Source organism: Peribacillus sp. RS7, assembly GCF_041956845.1.
Classification (GTDB): domain Bacteria; phylum Bacillota; class Bacilli; order Bacillales; family DSM-1321; genus Peribacillus.
This window is the reverse complement of record NZ_CP168135.1, coordinates 515,133-538,325: the sequence shown is the minus strand read 5'-3', so window position 1 is coordinate 538,325 and position 23,193 is coordinate 515,133. Positions and strand designations below refer to the sequence as shown.

Annotated in this window: 19 protein-coding genes; 18 read left to right on the top strand and 1 reads right to left on the bottom strand. The window is 42.3% G+C overall.

What is annotated here, in order from left to right:
* Nucleotides 1–40: 40 nt before the first annotated feature.
* The 9 genes from ACDZ29_RS02780 to aceA all read left to right on the top strand — a co-directional run bounded on the left by ACDZ29_RS02780 (nt 41) and on the right by aceA (nt 9,475).
* Nucleotides 41–610, top strand: coding sequence for a FadR/GntR family transcriptional regulator (locus ACDZ29_RS02780; protein ID WP_375091087.1), 570 nt, complete (start codon nt 41–43; stop codon nt 608–610).
* 90 nt (nt 611–700) lie between these two features.
* Nucleotides 701–1,564 carry an acetyl-CoA carboxylase, carboxyltransferase subunit beta gene (accD, locus tag ACDZ29_RS02775; RefSeq protein ID WP_289315377.1) on the top strand — a complete coding sequence of 288 codons (864 nt, stop codon included), beginning with the start codon at nt 701–703 and terminating at the stop codon, nt 1,562–1,564.
* Nucleotides 1,561–2,562: an acetyl-CoA carboxylase carboxyl transferase subunit alpha gene (accA, locus tag ACDZ29_RS02770; protein ID WP_289315378.1), complete on the top strand. Its 1,002-nt coding sequence runs from the start codon at nt 1,561–1,563 to the stop codon at nt 2,560–2,562. The genes accD and accA overlap by 4 nt, the downstream gene beginning before the upstream one ends.
* 7 nt (nt 2,563–2,569) lie before the next feature.
* Entirely contained in the window at nt 2,570–2,725 is a 156-nt protein-coding gene (locus ACDZ29_RS02765) for a hypothetical protein (RefSeq protein ID WP_375089787.1), read from the top strand.
* Between the two features lie 115 nt (nt 2,726–2,840).
* Nucleotides 2,841–3,800: a 6-phosphofructokinase gene (gene pfkA, locus ACDZ29_RS02760; protein WP_289326001.1), complete on the top strand. Its 960-nt coding sequence runs from the start codon at nt 2,841–2,843 to the stop codon at nt 3,798–3,800.
* A gap of 128 nt (nt 3,801–3,928) precedes the next feature.
* Nucleotides 3,929–5,689: a pyruvate kinase gene (gene pyk / locus ACDZ29_RS02755; protein WP_289326000.1), complete on the top strand. Its 1,761-nt coding sequence runs from the start codon at nt 3,929–3,931 to the stop codon at nt 5,687–5,689.
* 81 nt (nt 5,690–5,770) lie between these two features.
* A complete protein-coding gene (locus ACDZ29_RS02750) occupies nt 5,771–6,163 on the top strand; it encodes an FxsA family protein (RefSeq protein ID WP_214748513.1) in 393 nt (130 codons plus the stop codon).
* Nucleotides 6,164–6,560: 397 nt separating this feature from the next.
* On the top strand, nt 6,561–8,153 hold the full coding sequence (gene aceB / locus ACDZ29_RS02745; protein ID WP_375089784.1) for a malate synthase A: 1,593 nt from the start codon (nt 6,561–6,563) through the stop codon (nt 8,151–8,153).
* A 38-nt stretch (nt 8,154–8,191) separates the two neighbouring features.
* Nucleotides 8,192–9,475 carry an isocitrate lyase gene (gene aceA, locus ACDZ29_RS02740; RefSeq protein WP_375089783.1) on the top strand — a complete coding sequence of 428 codons (1,284 nt, stop codon included), beginning with the start codon at nt 8,192–8,194 and terminating at the stop codon, nt 9,473–9,475.
* A 94-nt stretch (nt 9,476–9,569) separates the two neighbouring features.
* On the opposite strand, the gene ytvI is transcribed toward aceA, so the two are convergent.
* Nucleotides 9,570–10,697 carry a sporulation integral membrane protein YtvI gene (ytvI, locus tag ACDZ29_RS02735; RefSeq protein WP_375089781.1) on the bottom strand — a complete coding sequence of 376 codons (1,128 nt, stop codon included), beginning with the start codon at nt 10,695–10,697 and terminating at the stop codon, nt 9,570–9,572.
* Between the two features lie 191 nt (nt 10,698–10,888).
* Between ytvI and ACDZ29_RS02730 the strand changes: the two genes are divergently transcribed.
* From ACDZ29_RS02730 to polA, 9 genes are all read left to right on the top strand, one after another.
* A complete protein-coding gene (locus ACDZ29_RS02730) occupies nt 10,889–11,350 on the top strand; it encodes a DUF441 domain-containing protein (protein ID WP_289327363.1) in 462 nt (153 codons plus the stop codon).
* A 522-nt stretch (nt 11,351–11,872) separates the two neighbouring features.
* A complete protein-coding gene (gene citZ / locus ACDZ29_RS02725) occupies nt 11,873–12,988 on the top strand; it encodes a citrate synthase (protein WP_289325996.1) in 1,116 nt (371 codons plus the stop codon).
* Between the two features lie 139 nt (nt 12,989–13,127).
* Nucleotides 13,128–14,399, top strand: a complete 1,272-nt coding sequence (gene icd / locus ACDZ29_RS02720; RefSeq protein ID WP_375089780.1) for an NADP-dependent isocitrate dehydrogenase — start codon at nt 13,128–13,130, stop codon at nt 14,397–14,399.
* A gap of 126 nt (nt 14,400–14,525) precedes the next feature.
* On the top strand, nt 14,526–15,461 hold the full coding sequence (mdh, locus tag ACDZ29_RS02715; RefSeq protein WP_375089778.1) for a malate dehydrogenase: 936 nt from the start codon (nt 14,526–14,528) through the stop codon (nt 15,459–15,461).
* Between the two features lie 256 nt (nt 15,462–15,717).
* Nucleotides 15,718–16,437 (top strand): response regulator transcription factor, encoded by a 720-nt coding sequence (locus ACDZ29_RS02710; RefSeq protein ID WP_289315388.1) that lies wholly within the window; start codon nt 15,718–15,720, stop codon nt 16,435–16,437.
* A complete protein-coding gene (pnpS, locus tag ACDZ29_RS02705) occupies nt 16,434–18,212 on the top strand; it encodes a two-component system histidine kinase PnpS (protein WP_289325993.1) in 1,779 nt (592 codons plus the stop codon). Before ACDZ29_RS02710 ends, pnpS begins: the two co-directional genes overlap by 4 nt.
* Before the next feature lie 257 nt (nt 18,213–18,469).
* Nucleotides 18,470–19,504 (top strand): FtsH protease activity modulator HflK, encoded by a 1,035-nt coding sequence (gene hflK, locus ACDZ29_RS02700; protein ID WP_289327362.1) that lies wholly within the window; start codon nt 18,470–18,472, stop codon nt 19,502–19,504.
* Nucleotides 19,501–20,433: a protease modulator HflC gene (gene hflC, locus ACDZ29_RS02695; protein WP_289315390.1), complete on the top strand. Its 933-nt coding sequence runs from the start codon at nt 19,501–19,503 to the stop codon at nt 20,431–20,433. The genes hflK and hflC overlap by 4 nt, the downstream gene beginning before the upstream one ends.
* A 126-nt stretch (nt 20,434–20,559) precedes the next feature.
* Nucleotides 20,560–23,184: a DNA polymerase I gene (gene polA / locus ACDZ29_RS02690; protein ID WP_375089775.1), complete on the top strand. Its 2,625-nt coding sequence runs from the start codon at nt 20,560–20,562 to the stop codon at nt 23,182–23,184.
* Nucleotides 23,185–23,193 lie beyond the last annotated feature (9 nt).

Genomic DNA, 23,193 nt, shown 5'->3' with positions numbered 1-23,193 from the left:
ATCAAAAATTTATCTCGATGTCGTTGAGAGCCTACGCAGCATGATTGAAGCGGACAGTCTCTTGCCGGGAGATAAAATCCCATCAGAACGGGAGTTATCGGATCGTTTTAATGTTGGTCGTTCCTCTGTCCGTGAAGCATTGCGTGCCTTAGAGCTATTAGGATTAATAGAAACTAGGCGTGGTGAAGGGACGTTTATCAGGGATTTCCAGGAGCATAAGCTAGTCGAGCTTCTGGGAACCTTTTTTTTGCAAGATAAAAAGGTTCAAGAAGATTTGGCTGAAACGAAAAGGCTGATTGAAATAGACTGTTTGCGGATCGTCGCCTTTTTCGCTAAGGCTGAGGACATCAAACGTTTAATGGTCTGGGTCAATGAGGATGAATTTCATGATGATGATTTCTTCTTAAGAATTGCCATATTGAATCGTAATCGATTGCTGGAAAGAATTTGGCGTATTGTCAACAGCTATGCTAGAACATCAGAGATGGAACAGGGTAATGTGAAAAAAGAAGACTATCTGGCACTTCTTACATATTTGCTCGAACGGGATGAAGAAAAAGCCATCGAAACGTATCTTATTAGAATTAGAAATATGTCGAAGGACGAGTGACACCTTTTTACACGATACTAATTTTATTTCTGATATAGTTTGTACCAAGTATCATAAAATAGATAATTGGTGGTAAAGGGAGGATTAAGCTTGCTTAAAGAGCTATTTGCGAAGTCTAAGAAGAAATATGCAACAGTTCCTTTTGATCGGGAGAAACAAGATGTACCAGAAGGAATCATGACAAAATGCTCCGGCTGTAAAAAAATCATGTATACAAAAGAATTAGTGAAAAACAAGAAAGTCTGTCTGCATTGTGGGTTCCATCATCCGATGTCTTCCCATGAGCGTATCGAATGTTTATTCGACGCCGGCAGCTTTAATGAATTTGATAAAGAAATGATTTCAGTTAACCCACTTGAATTTCCGGATTACTTGGATAAATTGGAAAAAGATAAAAAGAAAGCCAAGATTAATGAGGCAGTTGTTACAGGAGTAGGAAGCATCAATGGGTACCAAGTTTCAACAGCCATCATGGATTCGAATTTCCGGATGGGAAGCATGGGATCCGTTGTTGGGGAAAAAATCACCCGTGCCATTGAACGTGCAGGTGAATTGAAGATTCCGTTTATCATTTTTACGGCTTCAGGCGGCGCTCGGATGCAGGAGGGTGTTTTAAGCTTGATGCAGATGGCAAAGACAAGTGCAGCACTTAAGATGTTCAGCAATGAAGGCGGACTGATCATATCAATGATGACTCATCCTACCACAGGTGGGGTTTCGGCAAGTTTCGCGTCACTTGGTGATATTAATCTAGCCGAACCTGGAGCCCTTATTGGTTTTGCGGGACGAAGAATCATTGAACAGACGATTCATGAAGAACTTCCTGAAGATTTCCAAACGGCTGAATTCTTGATGAAGCACGGCCAATTGGATGCAGTCGTCAATCGTACGGAAATGAAAGAAACCTTGACGACGATCCTTAAAATCCATGCCCCGGGTGGTGAATGGTCATGATTTACGAATTAGAGTTCGAGCGTCCCGTTACGGACCTGAGAAATAAGATTAAAGAACTTAAGGCAATTTCGAAGGATGCCGACGTAGACCTTACAGTTGAAATCGAAACGTTGGAAAAGCGTTTAGAGAAGCTGGAAGTGGATATTTATAACCATTTAAAACCGTGGGATCGCGTTCAGATTGCCCGGCATCCAGCCCGTCCGACGACGCTTGATTACATTCCGCTATTATTCAATGAATTCATGGAGTTTCATGGTGATCGTTATTATGGGGATGATGAAGCAATCGTGGCTGGAATCGCAGAGTTTGATGGACTTGCCGTGACTGTCATCGGTCATCAACGAGGTAAGGATACGAAGGAAAACATCCGTCGCAACTTTGGCATGCCCCATCCGGAAGGCTATCGAAAAGCTTTGCGTCTGATGAAACAGGCGGAAAAATTCAATCGGCCTATCATTTGTTTCATTGATACAAAGGGAGCTTTCCCGGGTAAAGCTGCTGAAGAGCGCGGGCAAAGTGAAGCCATTGCGAAAAACCTTTTCGAAATGGCAGGGTTGAAGGTGCCGGTCATCAGTATCGTCATCGGTGAAGGCGGAAGCGGCGGTGCATTGGCACTTGGCGTTGGAGACCGAATTTTCATGCTTGAGAATTCAACATATTCGGTCATTTCCCCTGAAGGGGCTGCAGCCTTGCTGTGGAAGGATGCTTCTCAGGCCAAGAGGGCTGCGGAAACAATGAAAATCACGGCTCCCGACTTAAATCGCTTAGGAGTCATCGATGAGATCATTCCAGAAGTGAGAGGCGGCGCCCACCGTGATGCAAATGTACAGGCAGAAGCCATCAAGGAAATCCTTAAACGTTCATTCAATGAACTTCTGCCATTGAATAGTGATGATCTTATCAACCAGCGTTACATGAAATTCAAGAAAATCGGTGAATATGAATTTGCAAAACAACCTGAGGGCGAACCTAAGGAAGAAGTGGAACAGCATTCATAAACACATTTTGCAAAAGGAAAAACGTGCTGCCTGGGGCAACACGTTTTTTCATCCTTCCATTGAAGCAAAAGTATTCATTACAGAACGAGTGAAGAATATGGTTTGTGTGAAGAATGTAAACTTTTACGCCATTTTACTTCAATTTCTGGGGAGAATCGGTTAGGCTTATAACATCAAGTGAGTATAAGTGAAACAGTTATTGCTTATTGAAGCTTGAAAAAGGGTACAATGATATAATGAAGCTTATAATTGATTAGTGCTGTAGAGAGGTGACATTTATGAAAAGAATTGGTGTATTGACAAGTGGAGGAGATTCTCCAGGCATGAATGCGGCAGTCCGAGCTGTTGTTCGGAAAGCGATTTTTCATGAAATGGAGGTCTTCGGAATTTATCATGGTTATCAGGGTTTGATAAATGGCAATATAAGGAAGCTTGAACTTGGGTCGGTCGGCGATATCATTCATCGAGGCGGCACAATGTTACATACGGCTCGCTGTCCGGAATTCAAGACGGAGGAAGGCCAGCTGAAAGCGATTGAACAATTGAATAAACTTGGTATCGAGGGCATTGTCATAATAGGTGGCGATGGTTCTTACCGCGGAGCGAAAGCTTTAACGGAAAGGGGCTTCCCTTGTATCGGCGTTCCTGGAACGATTGATAATGACATACCGGGTACGGACTTTACGATTGGTTTCGATACGGCACTGAATACGGTCATCGATGCTATCGATAAAATTCGGGATACGGCAACTTCCCATGAAAGGACTTATGTGGTTGAAGTGATGGGAAGAAATGCCGGCGATATCGCGCTTTGGGCTGGATTGGCTGGCGGAGCTGAAACGATTCTTTGTCCCGAATATGAATACGATATAGAAGAACTGATTGGGAAGCTGAATCGCGGACATGACCGTGGGAAAAAGCATAGTATCATCATTGTAGCTGAAGGTGTTGGAAGTGCCGTTGATATTTCCAGGAAAATTGAGGCGAAGGCAGGATTTGAAACCCGTGTAACGGTCCTGGGCCATGTTCAGCGCGGAGGATCTCCTTCTGCAAATGACCGGGTATTGGCAAGCCGACTTGGAGCAAAAGCTGTTGAATTGCTACTTGAAGGCAAAGGAGGCAGGGCTGTTGGGATAGAACAAAATCGACTGGTTGATTATGATATCATCGAAGCTCTTGCCAAACCTCATACAATCGACAAGAAAATGTATGATTTATCCTCAGAGCTATCCATTTAATCAGTATTGATCAATGATAGGAACTGCTCTGGATGAAATTGAGTATTTGAAAGATGTGACTAAAACACTACGCCCCTGTCTTCAAAAGGTGGACAGGCGGCGAGTTTTCCTTAGAGGAGGATGACACTATGCGTAAAACCAAGATTGTTTGTACGATTGGCCCTGCAAGTGAAAGTATAGAAAAACTGGTTCAATTAATAGAAGCGGGGATGAACGTGGCCCGGCTTAACTTTTCTCATGGAAATCATGAAGAACATGCCGCTAGAATCCGCAATATCAGGGAAGCAAGTGAAAAAGCGGGTAAACAGGTCGCTATCCTGTTGGATACAAAAGGACCTGAAATACGGACGAACAATATGGAAAATGATTCCATTGAGCTGATGGCAGGCAATGAAGTCATTATTTCCATGAATGAAGTCCTGGGAACCCCTGAAAAATTCTCCATTACCTATGAAGGGCTTCTGCATGATGTCCACCCGGGATCTAAAATCCTTTTGGATGATGGATTGATCGGTCTTGAAGTGTTGAAGATCGATGAGGTAAGAAAAGAAATCCGTACCAAAATATTGAATAGCGGTACACTTAAGAACAAAAAAGGCGTGAATGTTCCAGGTGTTTCGGTTAACCTGCCAGGCATAACTGAGAAAGATGAACAAGATATCCTTTTTGGAATCGAACAGGGGATCGACTTCATTGCTGCCTCATTTGTACGTAGGGCTTCCGATGTGCTTGAAGTGCGTGAATTATTGCAGCAAAATGGAGCGGAACATATTCAAATAATCCCTAAAATCGAAAATCAAGAGGGCGTAGACCGGCTTGATGAAATCTTGGAAGTTTCAGATGGTTTGATGGTAGCCCGTGGCGACTTGGGAGTGGAAATTCCTGCTGAAGAAGTGCCATTAGTCCAAAAACAAATGATCAAAAAATGTAATAATGCCGGGAAACCTGTCATAACGGCTACACAAATGCTCGATTCGATGCAGCGTAACCCAAGGCCAACCCGTGCAGAAGCAAGTGACGTCGCCAATGCCATATTTGATGGAACGGATGCCATCATGCTTTCTGGTGAAACAGCTGCTGGAACCTATCCTGTCGAAGCTGTGCAAACGATGCATAATATTGCTTCACGTGCTGAAACTGCGCTTGATTATCGTGATATATTATCAGTCAGAAGCAAAGTGAACCGTCATAATGTCACGGATGCAATTGGTCAATCCGTTGCCCACACCGCGCTTAATCTTAATGCCGGAGCAATCATCACCCCTACAGAAAGTGGCCATACGGCACGGATGATTTCTAAATACCGCCCTAAAGCACCGATCATTGCCGTTACATCCAATGATCATGTTTCAAGACGGCTTGCATTGGCTTGGGGAGTCTATCCGCAGATTGGTCCTAAAGCGACGACTACCGATGATATGCTTCAAACCGCAATAGATGAAAGCTTGCATTCCGGCTTAGTGTCCCATGGGGATTTGGTTGTCATAACTGCCGGTGTGCCTGTGGGTGAAACAGGGACGACTAACCTGATGAAAATTCATGTGTTAGGAGAAGTTCTTTTGAAGGCTCAAGGAATCGGCAGGAAATCTGCGAAAGGTGAAGTGGTTGTAGCCAAGAATGCCAAGGAAGCTTTGGAAAAAGTGACGGCAGGCTCTGTATTGGTTACAATCGGTTCGGACCGCGATATGATGCCAGCGATTGAAAAGTGTGCGGCATTGATTACGGAAGAAGGCGGTTTGACAAGCCATGCCGCTGTCGTAGGAGTCACATTGGGCATTCCGGTCATCGTTGGGGCGGAGGACGCAACAAAAATTTTCACGGATGGGCAAAGAATAACAGTCGATGCAGGTCGTGGAGTCATTTATGATGGACATGCCAACGTTTTGTAAAACGAAATTTTGGCTGATTCCGTGCCAATGAGGTAAGATGGATGTACCGCACCAGAAATGGGCTGTGCAGGAGGAATGTAGATGAAATATTTTTTATTGTTTATCATTGCGATGCCGGTCGTTGAAATCATTGTCCTATTGCTGTCAGGTAATATGATTGGTTTTTGGCCAACGCTGTTCCTGATTGTAGCCACAGGTTTAATCGGAGCTTATTTGGCTAAACGGCAAGGGATGGAAACATGGAAAAAGGCACAGGAACAGATTCGTTATGGAATGATGCCTGGAAATGAAATCATTGATGGAATCTGTATCTTTATCGGAGCTGCATTGTTGCTGTCCCCTGGGCTTATCTCGGATATCATGGGATTGATCCTTGTGTTTCCGCCAACCCGGAATCTCCTCAAACCGATAGTTATCCGGTTTATCATGAACAGGATGAATAAAGGGAAAGTTACCATCATTCGGCATAAATAATACAAGGCTGTCTAAGGGCTCAAGCTTTTAGGCAGCCTTTTTGGTCTGGATAAAAAAAGAATTTATCAAAAGCATCCAAGGGTAATCATTGGATGTTTTTTTTGCATTTAATTGAAATGGGACAAGAAATTGGGCAATTTAATGTATTTGAATTTTAACTGTTTCACCATGAAAAGATGATTTTAAGAGGTTGAAACAGTGTATAATAACAGAATTTTTTAATTTTTTATCCCGTGAAAACATTGATAAATTAGGCTTTTCCATTAAATAATTCTTTTTTTGAGATTTTTTAGAAAAAACTGGTGACAAATTTATACAACGTGTTATATAATACAAACAGGAAATAAAACAACTGTATTATAACATAGAATAATTGGAAAGGGTGTGGAGAGGCAACATGATTACGGGAGCAAAAGGCTTACAAATTACAGGCAACATTAAGCCTGGATATGAACAAATACTTACAACGGAAGCTCTTCAATTCATCGAAAGGATTGAACGGCATTTCGGTGAAAGAAGGAGAGAACTTCTAGAACGGCGCAAAATCGTTCAGGAAGAGCTGAATCAAGGTAAGCTGCCTGATTTCCTTGAAGAAACGAAGCATATTCGTGAAAGTGATTGGACGATTGCGCCCCTCCCGAATGACTTGCAGGACCGCAGGGTTGAAATCACTGGACCAGTTGACCGTAAGATGATCATTAATGCCATGAACTCGGGTGCCAATGTATTCATGGCTGACTTTGAAGATGCCAACTCACCAACTTGGGAGAACTGCATTGATGGTCAACTGAATTTGCGCGATGCCAATCGCGGTACCATTTCATTTAAAAATCCAAATGGTAAAGTGTATGAATTAAATGATAAGACGGCTGTTTTAAAGGTAAGGCCACGCGGCTGGCATTTAGAGGAAAAACATATCATGTTAGATGGACAGCCTATATCAGCCAGCATTTTTGACTTTGGACTGTACTTTTATCACAACGCAAAAGCATTGGTCGAACAACAAAGCGGTCCATACTTCTACTTACCAAAAATGGAAAGCCATCTGGAAGCAAGATTATGGAATGAAATATTCGTGTATGCACAAAACGATTTGAGAATTCCGCAAGGAACCATCAAGGCAACGGTCTTAATAGAAACGATTCTAGCCGCATTCGAAATGGACGAAATTCTGTACGAGCTGAAAGAACATTCGGCAGGCCTGAACTGTGGCCGTTGGGATTATATCTTCAGTTTCCTGAAAAAATTCCGTCACTCGGATGATGTGATCTTCCCTGACCGGTTACAGGTCACGATGACCGTCCCGAACATGAGAGCTTATTCCTTATTGGCAATCAAAACATGCCACACCCGTAATGCTCCGGCAATCGGCGGGATGGCAGCGCAAATTCCAGTTAAAAATGACCCGATTAAGAACGATGAGGCTTTTGCGAAAGTCCGGGCAGATAAAGAACGCGAAGCAAGAGACGGTCATGATGGAACATGGGTTGCCCACCCAGGTATGGTAAGAACGGCAAAAGAAGTTTTTGACCTGCTTGTTCCAAAACCGAATCAAATTTTCCGCAAACGAGAAGATGTCCATGTAACAGCCCAAGAGTTGCTGGCTGTACCCGAAGGAACGATTACAGAGGCAGGATTAAGGACTAACATTAACGTAGGCATCCAATATATTGCCTCCTGGTTAAGTGGCAGAGGGGCAGCGCCCATTAATAACTTAATGGAAGATGCAGCAACCGCTGAAATTTCAAGAGCTCAAGTCTGGCAATGGATCCGTCATCCTAAAGGCATTCTCGAAGATGGCAGGAAAATAACCGAAGAATTATTCCATCAAATCAAGGAAGAAGAATTAGCTGTCATTAAATCGGAAGTGGGGGAAGAAACTTTCAAATCAGGAAAGTTTGAAGAGTCTACTAAACTATTCGAAGAATTGATAGAAGCGGATGACTTTGCAGATTTCTTAACCAATCCGGCATACGAACAATTATCATAATATTTAAAATGTTAAATATAAATTAGGAGGAAAATATAATGATGAATGAAAGAGCGCAACAATTAAAACAAAGCTGGGAAAATGACTCACGGTGGACTGGGATTAAACGTCCATATACGGCGGAAGAAGTTATTAAATTAAGAGGTTCCATCGATATTGAACAGACCTTGGCACGCCGTGGTTCTGAAAAACTATGGAATCTATTAAATACAGAGGATTTCATCAACGCATTGGGAGCATTGACTGGTAACCAAGCAATGCAGCAGGTGAAAGCTGGTTTAAAAGCAATTTACCTAAGCGGCTGGCAAGTGGCTGCCGATGCTAACATTGCAGGGCAAATGTACCCCGACCAAAGTTTATATCCAGCCAATTCCGTGCCGCAAGTGGTTAAACGCATTAATCAGACACTTCAGCGCGCAGATCAAATCAGCTTTGCTGAAGGAAAAAGAGATATCGATTGGTTCGCACCAATCGTAGCGGATGCTGAAGCCGGCTTTGGCGGTTCCCTTAATGTCTTTGAATTAATGAAAGGCATGATCGAAGCTGGAGCGGCAGGCGTTCACTTTGAAGATCAGCTTTCTTCCGAGAAAAAATGTGGCCACCTAGGCGGTAAAGTTCTTCTGCCAACCCAAACGGCAGTACGTAATTTAGTTTCCGCCCGATTGGCAGCAGACGTAATGGGTACACCGACTATCTTAATTGCCCGGACGGATGCTGATGCTGCAGATTTAATCACCGATGATATCGATCCGGTCGATGCACCATTCATCACTGGCGAAAGGACTCCAGAAGGATTTTACCGTACCAAAGCAGGTCTTGACCAAGCGATTGCAAGAGGCCTTGCTTATGCACCGTATGCCGATCTTATCTGGTGTGAGACTTCTGAACCTAATCTAGCGGATGCCCGCCGCTTTGCCGAAGCGATCCATGCAGAGTTCCCGGGTAAACTCCTTGCTTATAATTGTTCGCCATCATTTAACTGGAAAGCGAAATTAAGTGATGAAGAAATTGCCAGCTATCAAATTGAATTAGGTAAATTGGGTTATAAGTTCCAATTTGTTACCCTTGCAGGATTCCACTCGTTGAATCATAGCATGTTCAATCTTGCCCTTGGTTATAAAGACCGCGGCATGGCTGCATACTCAGAACTTCAACAAGCAGAATTCGCCAGTGAATCCGATGGCTACACTGCAACACGTCATCAGCGTGAAGTGGGAACTGGTTATTTTGATGAAGTGGCACAGGTCGTTTCTGGTGGTACATCATCCACTACAGCACTTGCAGGTTCTACTGAAACAGAACAATTCCAGACGTCAAAATAATTTTAGCTTGAAACCAAAAATCCGCCTCGTACCCGGGGCGGATTTTTATATGGAGATGGGAGAATGCTATAAGGTATAAAGATAGCGGGATTACTTATGTGGTTTTCTTTGTATCCGGTCCGATGATGAAAGCCCATATGGCCTTGAAGACATTGGCACGCTGAAGTGTATTGAATATGACAAGAACGACAGGTCCTGCGATCAGACCTAGGAAACCAATCAATTTGAAGCCGATGAACAAGGCGATGAGAGTGGCAAGCGGATCCAAACCAATACTGGAAGAAAGAACTTTTGGCTCTATTAACTGACGCTGGACAACAACGATTATGTAAAGGACGGACAAACCGATTGCGAGACTTGTATTTCCAGCGATGAATTCAAAGATGATCCAAGGAATGAAAATAGTCCCTGTCCCTAAATAGGGGATGATATCGACCAATCCGCATATCAGGGCAATGGTAATTGAATAATTCACACCTAAAATGAGAAATCCGATTAAAATCGTAACGGTCGTCAATGAAACAAGAGTGAATTGTGCACGGATAAAACCAAACAAAGCACGTTTTAAATCCCTGAATAAACGCTTGGCACCTGCAAAAATCTTATCAGGCAACACTTTTCCGGTCATGCGCCCAAAGGTATCCCAATCTTTACTGATGAAGAAAGTGCCCAGTAGGGTAAAGAGGAGTGCCGTTGCTGTAGTGGGAAACCATCCGATGATTGTCGGAATGTTCTTCAAGAACGCTTGAATGAAGCCGCTTACTCCGGTAGTGATGGATTCACCGATATTTTGGATATTCTTGAGGACTGTATCTTGCTGTTCGATATCCAAATTATTGAACATGGCAGCTATTTGATTATATAAAGGGATGACGGTGGACGCGATGTATGTTTCTATATAGTCCACGATAGTCTCTATGTGCTGTGGTATGACTCCGGCAAGGTAATTGGTCCCTGATATGATCTCGGTAACCAGTAAGGTGATAAGACCCGCAAATAAAAGGAAAATGAGTAAAAGGGAAACGAATACAGCCAATCCCCTTGGCAGCCTTCCTTTCTTTTCGAAAAAAGTGACCAGAGGGTTCATCAAGAAAGCGATTATCATGGCAATGATGAATGGATATGTATATTTAGATAAATAAAACAAGGCAATTCCACCTAAGATTATCCCTCCGACGACCAGTAAAGAACGAATGAAACGATACATATATACTGGATTCAAGACATATCCTCCTTCAATCATAAAGTTTGTATTATAATTGTAACGAGTATGGAAAAGAAAGGAAAGATTCTTTCGTCTTTCGCTTAAATTTTTTCCGATGATGCATTGCTCCAGAATTCGATCTTTTCTCAGGAAAGAGGGGAGTTTGTTATGTTAAAATAACAAAAATGACGAAAGAAGGTGAAGGGAGAATGATAAACGGTCCTGTTATATTTTTAATTTTACTCGCAGCAATCGGTTGGTTTGGCAAAAATACGTCACTGATCATGGCTGCGGGTTTTCTTTTAAGCATGAAACTGATCGGCCTCGATACTAAAGTGTTTCCGTATCTGGAAGCGAAGGGAATAAACTTGGGCGTTACGATCATTACGATCTCCGTACTCATACCCATAGCGAATGGGACGATAGGATTCAAGGAACTCGGTGACGCCATTAAATCTCCTTATGCCTGGATTGCGCTTGCATCTGGTATAGCGGTTGCACTCATAGCGAAAAATGGGATTACCCTCCTATCGCATGATCCGCACATTACCACGGCTCTTGTTTTTGGGACGATTCTTGCGGTCGCTTTATTCAAAGGTGTGGCTGTCGGTCCGTTAATCGGGGCGGGAATTGCTTATTTATGCATGCAGATCTTCAATTTTTTTAAATGAAGCGTTGGCAAAAGATAGAAGGGGTCGTCAATCTTGAGAATGAAATTTTCTATCTAATGTTTCATTTATTCTGCTTTGCGGCAATTTTTCAAAAACCCATAAAAAAAAGCAAGAGAATATGTAGCTAATTTTTCTAATAAAATAATAATTTTTTCACATTTTAGGTGCTTTTCATTCCCAAAAAAGTGTTTATTGTTTATAATAATCATGTAACTGCTCTGATTTATTTAAAAGGGATTCAGAATATCATTGATATTTTGAGGAATCTTAAAAAAAGATGTAGTTATTGAGCAAGCGCTCACTAGGAATAGCTACAAGCATTATTTTTAGATTTTCTTGTTAAAGATTATCGTACATTTTACTATTGTTGGGGTCATATTCTGTGAACGCTTCCAATACAAGATGTATGTCTTCTGCTAAAAAATAGATGGTTGTATACAATAGCTAATTCCTTGGAAGCGCTATATTTATACGCAATGAGCAAGGGCATAGGGGAATACTTAGGAAAAGGAGAGATTTAGTATGACAGCAACAAAAGGTCTTGAAGGTGTGGTAGCAACAACTTCATCAGTAAGCTCCATTATCGATGATACATTAACGTATGTAGGATATGACATCGATGATTTGGCTGCAAACGCAACATTCGAGGAAGTAATCTATCTTTTATGGCACGGAGCTCTTCCGAACAAAAGCCAACTAGAAGAATTAACTAAACAACTTGCTGAAAATGCTGAAATTCCAGCTGAAGTGGTTAATCACTTCAAAACATACCCAATCGATAAAGTACATCCAATGGGAGCTCTTCGCACAGCAGTATCTCTTCTTGGTCTTTATGATGAAGAAGCAGATGTAATGAGTGAAGACGCTAACTATCGTAAAGCAATCCGCATCCAAGCAAAAATCCCTACATTGGTAACCACTTTCGCTCGCACCCGTCAAGGTAAAGAAGCGGTTGCGCCACGTACAGATTTAAGCTTTGCTGCTAACTTCTTATATATGTTAAGCGGTAATGAACCAACGGCAATCGAAGAAGAAGCATTCAACAAAGCATTGGTTCTTCATGCTGACCATGAATTGAACGCTTCCACATTCACTGCACGCGTTTGTGTGGCTACTTTAGCTGATATCTATTCTGGCGTAACTTCTGCCATCGGCGCTTTAAAAGGCCCACTTCACGGCGGAGCTAACGAACAAGTCATGAAAATGCTTACAGATATTGGTTCAGTGGATAACGTTGAGCCATATATCAACGAAAAATTAGCCAATAAAGAAAAAATCATGGGCTTTGGCCACCGTGTATACCGTAAAGGTGATCCACGTGCTAAACACCTTAAAGAAATGTCTCAAAAACTGACTGAACTTACTGGACAACCGCAATATTATGATATGTCCATCAAAATTAATGAAATCGTAACTGGTCAAAAAAATCTTCCGCCGAACGTGGATTTCTATTCTGCTTCTGTATACCATAGTTTAGGTATCGAGCATGACCTATTTACACCAATCTTTGCTGTAAGCCGTGCTTCAGGCTGGATCGCTCATATCCTTGAGCAATATTCAAACAACCGCCTTATCCGTCCGCGTGCAGAGTACGTTGGACCAGGTATGCAAAAATACGTACCGATCGAAAAACGCTAATTAAAAGTTTTTCGAGAAAATATTTTTTATTTCAACGAATTTGTAGTAAATTAATAGATGTGAGTAAAAAGGGTTAGTGGTTCTGCCTCATTTAATGGCAGGCCATCTAACCTTTGAATTTGAATCGGAGGTAAGAGACATGACACAAAGCCAAAAAATCACAGTTACTAATGGTGCTCTTAACGTACCAAACAACCCAATCGTTCCTTATATTGAGGGAGACGGAATCGGTCCTGATATCTGGGCAGCAGCTTCTCGCGTTTTAGACGCAGCAGTTGAAAAAGCTTACAATGGCGAAAAGAAAATCGAATGGAAAGAAGTTTTAGCTGGACAAAAAGCATTTGACCAAACAGGCGAATGGCTTCCACAAGAAACTCTTGATGTCATTAACGAATATCTAATCGCTATTAAAGGACCCCTTACAACTCCAATCGGTGGCGGTATCCGCTCATTGAACGTTGCATTGCGTCAAGTATTGGACTTATTCGTATGTCTACGTCCAGTACGTTACTTCGATGGTGTACCTTCACCAGTTAAACGTCCAGAAGACACTGACATGGTCATCTTCCGTGAAAACACTGAAGACATCTATGCTGGTATCGAATATGCAAAAGGTTCTGACGAAGCTAAGAAATTAATCGACTTCCTACAAACTGAATTCGGAGTTACAAACATTCGTTTCCCTGAAACTTCAGGTATCGGAATTAAACCGATTTCTGAAGAAGGAACAAAACGTCTTGTTCGCTCTGCACTTAACTATGCGATCAAAGAAGGCCGTAAATCATTAACGCTTGTTCATAAAGGTAACATCATGAAATTCACGGAAGGCGCATTCAAAACTTGGGGTTATGAAGTTGCAGAACAAGAATTCGCTGATAAAGTGTTTACATGGAACCAATATGACAAAATTAAAGATGCTGAAGGCACTGAAGCTGCTAACAAAGCACAATCTGATGCTGAAGCTGAAGGCAAAATCATCGTTAAGGATTCCATTGCTGATATCTTCTTACAACAAATCCTGACTCGTCCTAAAGAGTTTGATGTTGTTGCAACAATGAACTTGAACGGAGATTACATTTCTGATGCATTAGCTGCACAAGTTGGCGGAATCGGTATCGCTCCAGGAGCAAACATCAACTACGAAACTGGACATGCCATTTTCGAAGCAACTCACGGAACGGCTCCTAAATATGCTGGTCTTGATAAAGTTAACCCATCTTCAGTACTTCTTTCAGGCGTTCTTTTACTTGAGCACCTTGGCTGGAACGAAGCTGCAGATAGCATCACGAAATCAGTGGAACAAACAATCGCTTCAAAAGTTGTTACATACGACTTTGCCCGCCTAATGGAAGGTGCAACAGAAGTTAAATGTTCTGAGTTCGCTGACGAGCTTATCAAAAACCTTAAATAATAATTGTTTATATGCTTTCTGGAAAATTGCTTTAACGGGCTTCTTTCCAGGAAGCTTATATTATATGTGCATGAAAATGTTTAAAGTATTCCAAAAGTATTTACATATTTTAAGGAGGAAATTAACATGTCTAAACGAAAAAAAATCACAGTGGTTGGTGCCGGCTTCACTGGTGCTACAGCAGCATTCCTAGCAGCTCAAAAAGAACTTGGTGATATCGTTTTAGTTGATATTCCACAAGCTGAAAACCCTACAAAAGGCAAAGCTCTTGATATGGCGGAAGCAGGCCCGGTTCTAGGTTTTGATGCTAACATCATCGGTACATCCGACTATGCGGATACAGCTGACTCCGACGTAGTGATCATCACTGCCGGTATTGCTCGCAAACCTGGCATGAGCCGTGACGACTTAGTGCAAACTAACCAAAAAGTTATGAAATCAGTAACTAAAGAAGTGGTTAAATATTCCCCGAACACGACAATCATCGTATTGACCAACCCAGTTGATGCAATGACTTATACTGTTTATAAAGAATCAGGTTTCCCTAAAGAACGCGTAATAGGACAATCAGGTGTTCTTGATACAGCTCGATTCCGTACTTTCGTAGCTCAAGAATTAAACTTATCCGTCAAAGATGTAACTGGCTTCGTACTTGGCGGACACGGTGACGATATGGTTCCTCTTGTACGTTACTCTTATGCTGGCGGAATTCCTTTGGAAACATTGATCCCTCAAGATCGTTTAGAAGCAATCGTGGCTCGTACTCGTACTGGCGGCGGAGAGATCGTAAACCTTCTTGGGAACGGAAGCGCATATTATGCACCAGCTGCGTCTCTAGTGGAAATGGCTGAAGCGATCCTTAAAGACCAACGTCGCGTTCTTCCATCCATCGCTTATCTTGAAGGCGAATACGGATTCGAAGGAATCTACCTGGGAGTGCCAACTGTACTGGGTGCGAACGGTATTGAACAAATCATCGAACTTGAATTGACTGAAGACGAAAAAGCGGCACTTTCAAAATCAGTTGAATCTGTTAAAGTAGTAATGCAAGTTCTTCAATAAGGGATAGTGAAAACAATCTCTTGATCAGACTGCCCGGATACTGGAAGGGAAGGCCAAGGCCCCTTTTCCATTCTCCGGGCAGTTTTTTTATCGGCTTCAAAAGACGGCGCGAACCACTCTAGCGGGGTGCTGAATGTAGGAATAACTTTAAATGTGTTTTTTTTATGTGTAAATTTCATATAATATTCTTTATAATGGAAGTGGATGAGTAGACTGAATTTGGTCTATGGGGTAATACATAATTCAGGAGGATCTAATGTCAAAGAAAATTCTCGTAGTGGATGATGAACAATCAATAGTTACCTTACTTCAGTACAATTTAGAACAAGCGGGCTATTCGGTGATTACGGCCTTGGATGGGGAACAAGGGCTCCAGGCGGCTGTGGATATACGGCCCGATTTAGTGGTATTGGATTTGATGCTGCCTAAAATGGATGGGCTTGAAGTATGTAAGGAGCTTCGCCAGCAAAAAATCAATATACCGATCTTGATGCTGACGGCAAAGGACGATGAATTTGACAAAGTGCTGGGACTTGAACTTGGAGCGGATGATTACTTGACCAAACCATTCAGTCCGCGGGAGGTAGTGGCCCGGATTAAAGCCATATTAAGAAGATCCCAGTTTCAATCGAACGGCAGTGACTCAAGTCAGGATCAGGAAGATGGTCTCTTGAAATTAGGGGAATTGAAGGTATTCCCGGAACGATACGAAGCATTCTTTGATGAACAGCAATTAGAATTGACTCCAAAGGAATTTGAATTACTTTTATACTTGGCGAAGAATAAAGGCAGAGTGCTGACGAGGGACCAACTGCTCAGTGCGGTATGGAATTATGATTTCGCGGGAGATTCACGAATCGTCGATGTGCATATTAGCCATCTACGTGAAAAAATAGAGAAGGATACAAAAAAACCTCTATATATTAAAACGATAAGGGGCTTGGGGTATAAGCTTGAGGAGCCTAAAAAAGAATGACGACCTACCGTAAAAAGCTCTTATATACCCTTATCACGCTAGTGATGGTCGTCCTGATGGCCGTGGGCTTTTTATTAGGACATTTGTTCAAAAGTTATTATATTAAAACGTTCAATGAGCGTATACAGAACGAAACATTTTTCATTTCTACATATATTCAAGAGCATGGGGGGATCGTGTCTTTTTTGGAAAAAGGCAAGACGGCAAAACTGACACCCCTTTTAGATTCGAACTTAACCATACTCTCCACGAATGGGGAAATATTATACGATTCGACATCATCCAATGAAATACTTAAAAGTCATGCCAATGTCCTTCGAAAAATAACTTTGGAAAAAGGGCTTAAGCATAGGGAAGGGTATGAAGTGGTTGAAGGGGAATCGGACCTCCATTATTATTGGAAGACGGTTGAAAAGGATGGCGAGATTGAAGGTTTTGTCGTTCATAGCAATGAAATAGAGGCCATCAATCAAGTGAATAAACAAATGTGGCAAATATTGATCATTTGTTTAGGAGTCGCCCTGATCATCATTCTCATGCTTGCGAGTAAAATCACTTCATATTATACCCGTCCGATCGAGGAAGCGACGATGGCGGCCATTGAACTGGCAAAAGGGAATTATGGAACTCGGACATTCGGGCGACATTCAGATGAAACGGGAATGCTGACAACTTCCTTGAACATATTGGCGAGGAATCTTCAGGAAACAGAGATAGCGAGGGAAATGAATCAGGATCGTTTGGAAACACTTGTTGAAAATATCGGTAGTGGAGTCTTGCTGATAGACAGTAAAGGGTATACCACCTTAATCAACCGTGAATTCAAGAAAAGCTTCCATGTAAACGCCGCTACGTTTTTGTTTCAGGAATATTACTCGGTCATTAAAGATCAGGAAGTGATTGCCATCATCGAAGAGATCTTTCGAACGGAAAAAACGATAAAACGCCAGGTGAAGATACCACTTGCCATCGAACGTAAGCATTTTGAGATTTACGGGGCTCCAATCATCGGGAATCATGATGAATGGAAGGGGATCCTCCTCATTTTCCATGATATCACCGAATTAAAAAGGCTCGAACAGATGCGGAAGGATTTCGTGGCAAATGTGTCCCATGAATTGAGAACCCCGATTACATCAATTAAAGGCTTTTCAGAAACTTTGTTGGATGGGGCTTTAAAAGATGAAAAGACCTTAAAGCACTTTTTATCGATTATCCTGAAAGAAAGTGATCGGCTGCAAGAACTCATTCAGGAGCTTCTGAATTTATCTAAAATGGAGCAACAGGAATTCGTTTTGAACGCAGGCGTCGTGGATATTACGAAAGTGCTTGGCGAAATCCAGGAAATGCTTATTGGGAAGCTTAGGGAAAAAGAAGTCTCGCTTGAAATTAAAGCATCACGGGAACCGGTATTCATTGAAGGGGAATCTGACAGGATCAAACAGGTTTTCATTAATTTGATAACCAACGCATTGACCTATACACCTAATGGCGGGAGTGTCACCGTGAACATCTTGGAGAAAGAACAGACGGTTGATATTGCGGTTCAAGATAGCGGAATCGGCATCGAAGAAAAAGAACTGCCGAGGATCTTTGAACGGTTTTACCGGATCGATAAGGCAAGGAGCCGCGATTCAGGAGGAACTGGCATTGGACTTGCGATCGTCAAGCATATAATAGAAGTCCATAAAGGTAAAATCAACGTGGAGAGCACACCTGGAACGGGGACGACTTTTACAGTCACTTTAAATAAAAGCTTAAAAGGAAAAATGTAGCGGGTTTCTCAATTTACATTTCCTTTACAATTTCTTAAAACCCGCTTCATAATGCAGGGGTACAATGGTTGTACAACCCCTCATCCAAGGAGTTAAACATTGACAGAGACACATAGTCTCTGTCTTTTATTTTTGGCTATATTCCCCGGGAACCATTCCTCTATCCTATTTTCTTAGGAAAATATTTGATTTTCATGAAACTTTAGGCCCTTTCTTGCGTAAATAAGATATAACACAGCAAAGAAGGGGTGATACATATCGTTAGCTTAAAAAGGATATATACGATCACGGGACTAGTCTTTCTTATTTTAATTTTGGGTGTAGTTGCGATATCGACCTGGTACACGGTTGATGAATCCGATCAAGCTGTCATAATGACGTTTGGTGAGGTGGAGCAGACGATAACAGAACCGGGACTTCACTTTAAACTGCCTTGGCCGATCCAATCGGTCGAGAAATTATCGAAAGAAACATTCAGTCTTAAATTTGGATATAAGGAAGAGGATGGAGAGGTGAAGGATTACCCGAGTGAGACCAAAATGATTACGGGTGATGAAAATATTGTGCTGGCAGATCTAGTGGTGCAGTGGAAAATAACAGACCCTCCAAAATATCTGTACAATGCAGATGATCCTGAGAAAATTTTATATGATACGACGTCAGCCGCGTTACGGAGCATTATCGGCAGTACGAAAATCGATGATGCACTTACATCTGGAAAAGCGCAAATTGAAGCGGATGTAAGGGATTTGTTGTCACAGCTAATGGAAAAATATGATGTTGGGATTTCCATATCAGCGGTTAAACTCCAGGATGTGGAGCTACCGAATGAAGAAGTTAGGAAAGCATTTACCAATGTAACGGATGCCCGTGAAACGGCAAATACGAAAGTCAACGAAGCGGATAAATATGAAAATAAACGGATGAATGAAGCGGAAGGGGAAAAAGACGCCATCATTTCACAGGCTAATGGGGATAAAGCTGCCCGGACGGAAGCTGCCCGTGGGGATGTTGCGGTCTTTGAAAAATTACTCAGTGAGTATAAGGGCAATAAGGGGATTACGAAGGACCGCCTTATTATTGAGACCCTCGAAGGAGTATTGCCGAATGCGGAGATTTATATCATGAATGATGATGGAAACACAATGAAGTACTTGCCGCTTCGCCCGCTTGAAAAGGAAGAAACGAAAAAAACGCCTGCTCCTGATGAAGCCGCTACACCTGAAGAAGGAACGAAAAAAGGGAATGCATCGGAAGAAAAAGCGACAGGGGAAGGGGGCGTTAAACAATGAGTGGAAAAATAGTAGATTTCTCTGAGCTTAAAAAAGGTGATTTTCATTGGAGAGGCTATGTGAAATTTGGCATTTTCCTGATTATTTTCATCGCGTTGCTGCTAATCATCTTCACCAATGTATATATCGTCAAAGAGGGCGAATATAAAGTCGTCCGTCAATTCGGAGAGGTGGTAAGGATTGATAAGTCCCCGGGATTAAAGGCGAAGGTGCCATTCATTCAGAGTGTGATGACCTTGCCGAAGTATCAGATGAGTTCTGATGTATCTGAAGCGGAAATCAATACGAAAGATAAAAAGCGGATGTTGATCGATAACTATGCAGTATGGAGAATAGAAGATCCGAAGAAATTGATTACAAATGCAAGGACGCTCGAGAATGCCGAAACGAAAATGGAAGAGTTCATCTATTCGGCAGTTCGTTCAGAGCTTGGACAGCTGAATTATGATGAAATCATCAATGATGAGAAGTCATCCAGGGGAAGTTTAAACGACCGCATAACGGATAAAGTCAACGATCTGCTGCAAAAGGACAGTTATGGCATCAGCTTGACGGATGTCCGGATAAAGCGGACTGACCTGCCCGCCGAAAACGAAGCATCCGTCTTCAAGAGGATGATTTCCGAGCGGGAATCGAAAGCGCAAGAGTACCTATCCAAAGGTGATGCGAAGAAAAACCGTATCATTGCGGATACTGATCGGAAAGTGAAAGAATTGCTCTCGACTGCAGAAGCTGATGCAGAAGTGATCAGGGCTGAAGGAGAAGGGGAAGCAGCGAAAATCTATAATAAGTCGTTTTCCAAAGACCCCGAATTCTATAAACTATACCGGACTCTTGAATCCTATAAAAAAACCATTGGAGATCAAACGGTCATCATCCTGCCGTCGGATTCCCCTTATGCCAGCTTGTTAATGGGAAATACTAAATAACCGCGTCGCCGTCATTTTTCTTTCCGCTTCTACTCATGGTAGAATAGAGAAAGAAAATGAACGGCTTTTTGCGTTTTAAATAGAAGCTAAAACTACATAAACCTGTATGACTGGAGGAAGACGGATTTGGATAAAAAGTTAGTACTCATAGATGGAAATAGCATTGCTTACCGTGCATTTTTTGCGCTTCCGCTCTTGAATAATGATAAAGGGGTCCATACGAATTCCGTGTACGGATTCACCATGATGCTCAACCGCATCCTTGAAGAAGAAAAGCCAACGCACATACTTGTTGCATTCGATGCGGGTAAAACGACATTCAGGCATGCCTCATTTAAAGAATATAAGGGAGGACGCCAAAAAACGCCGCCTGAATTATCCGAGCAATTTCCATTCATTCGCGAGCTGCTTGATTGTTTTCAAATAAAAAGGTATGAACTGGAGAACTACGAAGCCGATGATATTATCGGTACGCTTTCTTTACAAGCGGAAAAAGATGGTTTTGAAGTGAAGGTCATTTCCGGTGATAAGGATTTAACACAATTATCCTCCCCAAGTACGACGGTTTCCATCACGAAAAAGGGGATTACTGAAATTGAGGAATACACTCCAAAGCATATACATGAAAAATACGGTCTATCCCCCTTGCAGATCATTGACTTAAAAGGGCTGATGGGAGATGCCTCAGACAATATTCCCGGCATACCGGGTGTTGGTGAAAAGACTGCACTTAAGTTATTGCATCAATTTGAAACGGTGGAAAACCTTCTGCAGTCGATCGATGAGGTAAGCGGACAAAAATTGAAAGAAAAAATAGAAGAACATAAAGACCTGGCCCTATTAAGTAAAGAGCTGGCTACAATTACGAGGGAAGCTCCGCTTGAGGTTTCTGTAAATGAGACCGAGTACAGTGGCATAGATCAGGATCGAGTCATCTCATTCTATAAAGAGCTTGGCTTTTCGACTTTGCTCGATAAATTGGATGTAACGGAAAGTGAACCTCTTGAACAGGAAAAGATAGAGGTTCACACGGGTGAAATGACAGAAGGAATGTTTACAGATGAAAGTGCTTTATATGTTGAGACTTTAGAAGATAATTACCATCGTGCAGATATTATCGGGATTGCCATCAGTAATGAACAAGGTCATTTTTACTTCCATGGAGATGATGCCCTGAGTTCCGCGGCATTTAAAACTTGGGCAGAGGATGAAACAAAAAAGAAAACGGTTTTCGATGCGAAGCGTACGGTTGTGGCACTCCGTCATCGAGGCGTCGAAATAAAAGGCATCGATTTTGATGTGTTTTTGGCTTCCTATATCCTGGATCCGGCAGAGTCAGTGGACGAAGTGGCCGAAATCACGAAAACTCAAGGTACAATCCGTCTTGAAACCGATGATGTTTTTTATGGGAAAGGTGCAAAACGCAAGATACCTGAGCAAGCTGAACTAAGTGAGCATATCGCCAGAAAATCAAAGGCGATCTTTTCTCTTAAAGAACCGATGATCGATAAGCTGCAAGAGTTCGAGCAATATCATCTATTAACGGAACTGGAGCTTCCACTGTCGATCATCCTGGCGAATATGGAATGGCAGGGCATCAAGGTGGATATAGGCCGGCTGAAAAACATGGGGCAGGAATTAGCCATTCGTTTAAGAACCATCGAAGCACGAATTTTTGATTTGGCTGGAGAGGCTTTCAATATCAATTCACCTAAACAGCTTGGGGCCATCCTTTTTGAAAAGTTGGAGCTTCCGGTCATGAAGAAAACCAAAACAGGTTATTCGACTTCAGCCGATGTGCTGGAAAAACTGGAGAGCCAGCATAATATCGTTAAGGAAATATTACTTTACCGCCAGCTTGGTAAGTTGCAATCGACTTATATTGAAGGCTTGCTTAAAGTGGTCAATGGTAAATCGGACAAGGTTCACACCCGGTTCAACCAAGCATTGACCCAGACCGGCCGGTTAAGTTCTACAGACCCCAATCTGCAGAATATCCCGATCAGACTGGAAGAAGGCAGGAAAATCAGGCAGGCATTCATTCCTTCTGAAAAGGATTGGATCATTTTTGCTGCTGACTATTCTCAAATCGAGTTACGCGTGCTGGCGCATATCGCCAATGACAGCGGATTGGTGGAAGCATTCCAGGCCGGGATGGACATCCATACAAGGACAGCTATGGATGTGTTCCATGTATCGGCGGAGGAAGTCACTTCGAACATGAGGCGCCAAGCCAAAGCGGTCAACTTCGGAATCGTTTATGGTATAAGTGATTACGGGCTATCTCAAAGTCTTGGCATCACGAGAAAAGAAGCTGGAGAGTTCATCGAGAAGTATTTAAGGAGCTTTCCTGGTGTTCAGGAATATATGGAAGAAAGCATACATGAAGCCCGTCAAAAAGGGTATAGCACGACCCTGATGCAAAGAAGGCGATATATACCTGAGATTACAAGCAGGAATTTCAACATCAGGAGCTTTGCCGAACGGACAGCGATGAACACGCCGATTCAAGGCAGTGCCGCGGATATCATCAAGCTTGCGATGATAAATATGAATAAGCGCCTGAAAAGTGAAGGGCTGAAAACGAGAATGCTTCTTCAGGTGCATGATGAATTGATTTTTGAAACTCCTCCTGAGGAACTCGAAATCCTTAAGGTGATCGTTCCTGAGGAAATGGAAAATGCCATTGAATTGAACGTGCCCCTTAAGGTGGATTATGCTTTCGGGCCGACATGGTTTGATGCCAAATAATAAAAGATA

Bases quoted from the DNA above. Each gene is read 5' to 3' on its own strand.
- ACDZ29_RS02730 (WP_289327363.1), top strand. From the start codon at position 10,889: ATGATAAACGGTCCTGTTATATTTTTAATTTTACTCGCAGCAATCGGT.
- pfkA (WP_289326001.1), top strand. From the start codon at position 2,841: ATGAAAAGAATTGGTGTATTGACAAGTGGAGGAGATTCTCCAGGCATG.
- ACDZ29_RS02750 (WP_214748513.1), top strand. From the start codon at position 5,771: ATGAAATATTTTTTATTGTTTATCATTGCGATGCCGGTCGTTGAAATC.
- accA (WP_289315378.1), top strand. From the start codon at position 1,561: ATGATTTACGAATTAGAGTTCGAGCGTCCCGTTACGGACCTGAGAAAT.
- mdh (WP_375089778.1), top strand. From the start codon at position 14,526: ATGTCTAAACGAAAAAAAATCACAGTGGTTGGTGCCGGCTTCACTGGT.
- aceB (WP_375089784.1), top strand. From the start codon at position 6,561: ATGATTACGGGAGCAAAAGGCTTACAAATTACAGGCAACATTAAGCCT.
- pnpS (WP_289325993.1), top strand. From the start codon at position 16,434: ATGACGACCTACCGTAAAAAGCTCTTATATACCCTTATCACGCTAGTG.
- ACDZ29_RS02710 (WP_289315388.1), top strand. From the start codon at position 15,718: ATGTCAAAGAAAATTCTCGTAGTGGATGATGAACAATCAATAGTTACC.
- aceA (WP_375089783.1), top strand. From the start codon at position 8,192: ATGATGAATGAAAGAGCGCAACAATTAAAACAAAGCTGGGAAAATGAC.
- ACDZ29_RS02780 (WP_375091087.1), top strand. From the start codon at position 41: ATGATTGAAGCGGACAGTCTCTTGCCGGGAGATAAAATCCCATCAGAA.
- hflC (WP_289315390.1), top strand. From the start codon at position 19,501: ATGAGTGGAAAAATAGTAGATTTCTCTGAGCTTAAAAAAGGTGATTTT.
- citZ (WP_289325996.1), top strand. From the start codon at position 11,873: ATGACAGCAACAAAAGGTCTTGAAGGTGTGGTAGCAACAACTTCATCA.
- pyk (WP_289326000.1), top strand. From the start codon at position 3,929: ATGCGTAAAACCAAGATTGTTTGTACGATTGGCCCTGCAAGTGAAAGT.
- icd (WP_375089780.1), top strand. From the start codon at position 13,128: ATGACACAAAGCCAAAAAATCACAGTTACTAATGGTGCTCTTAACGTA.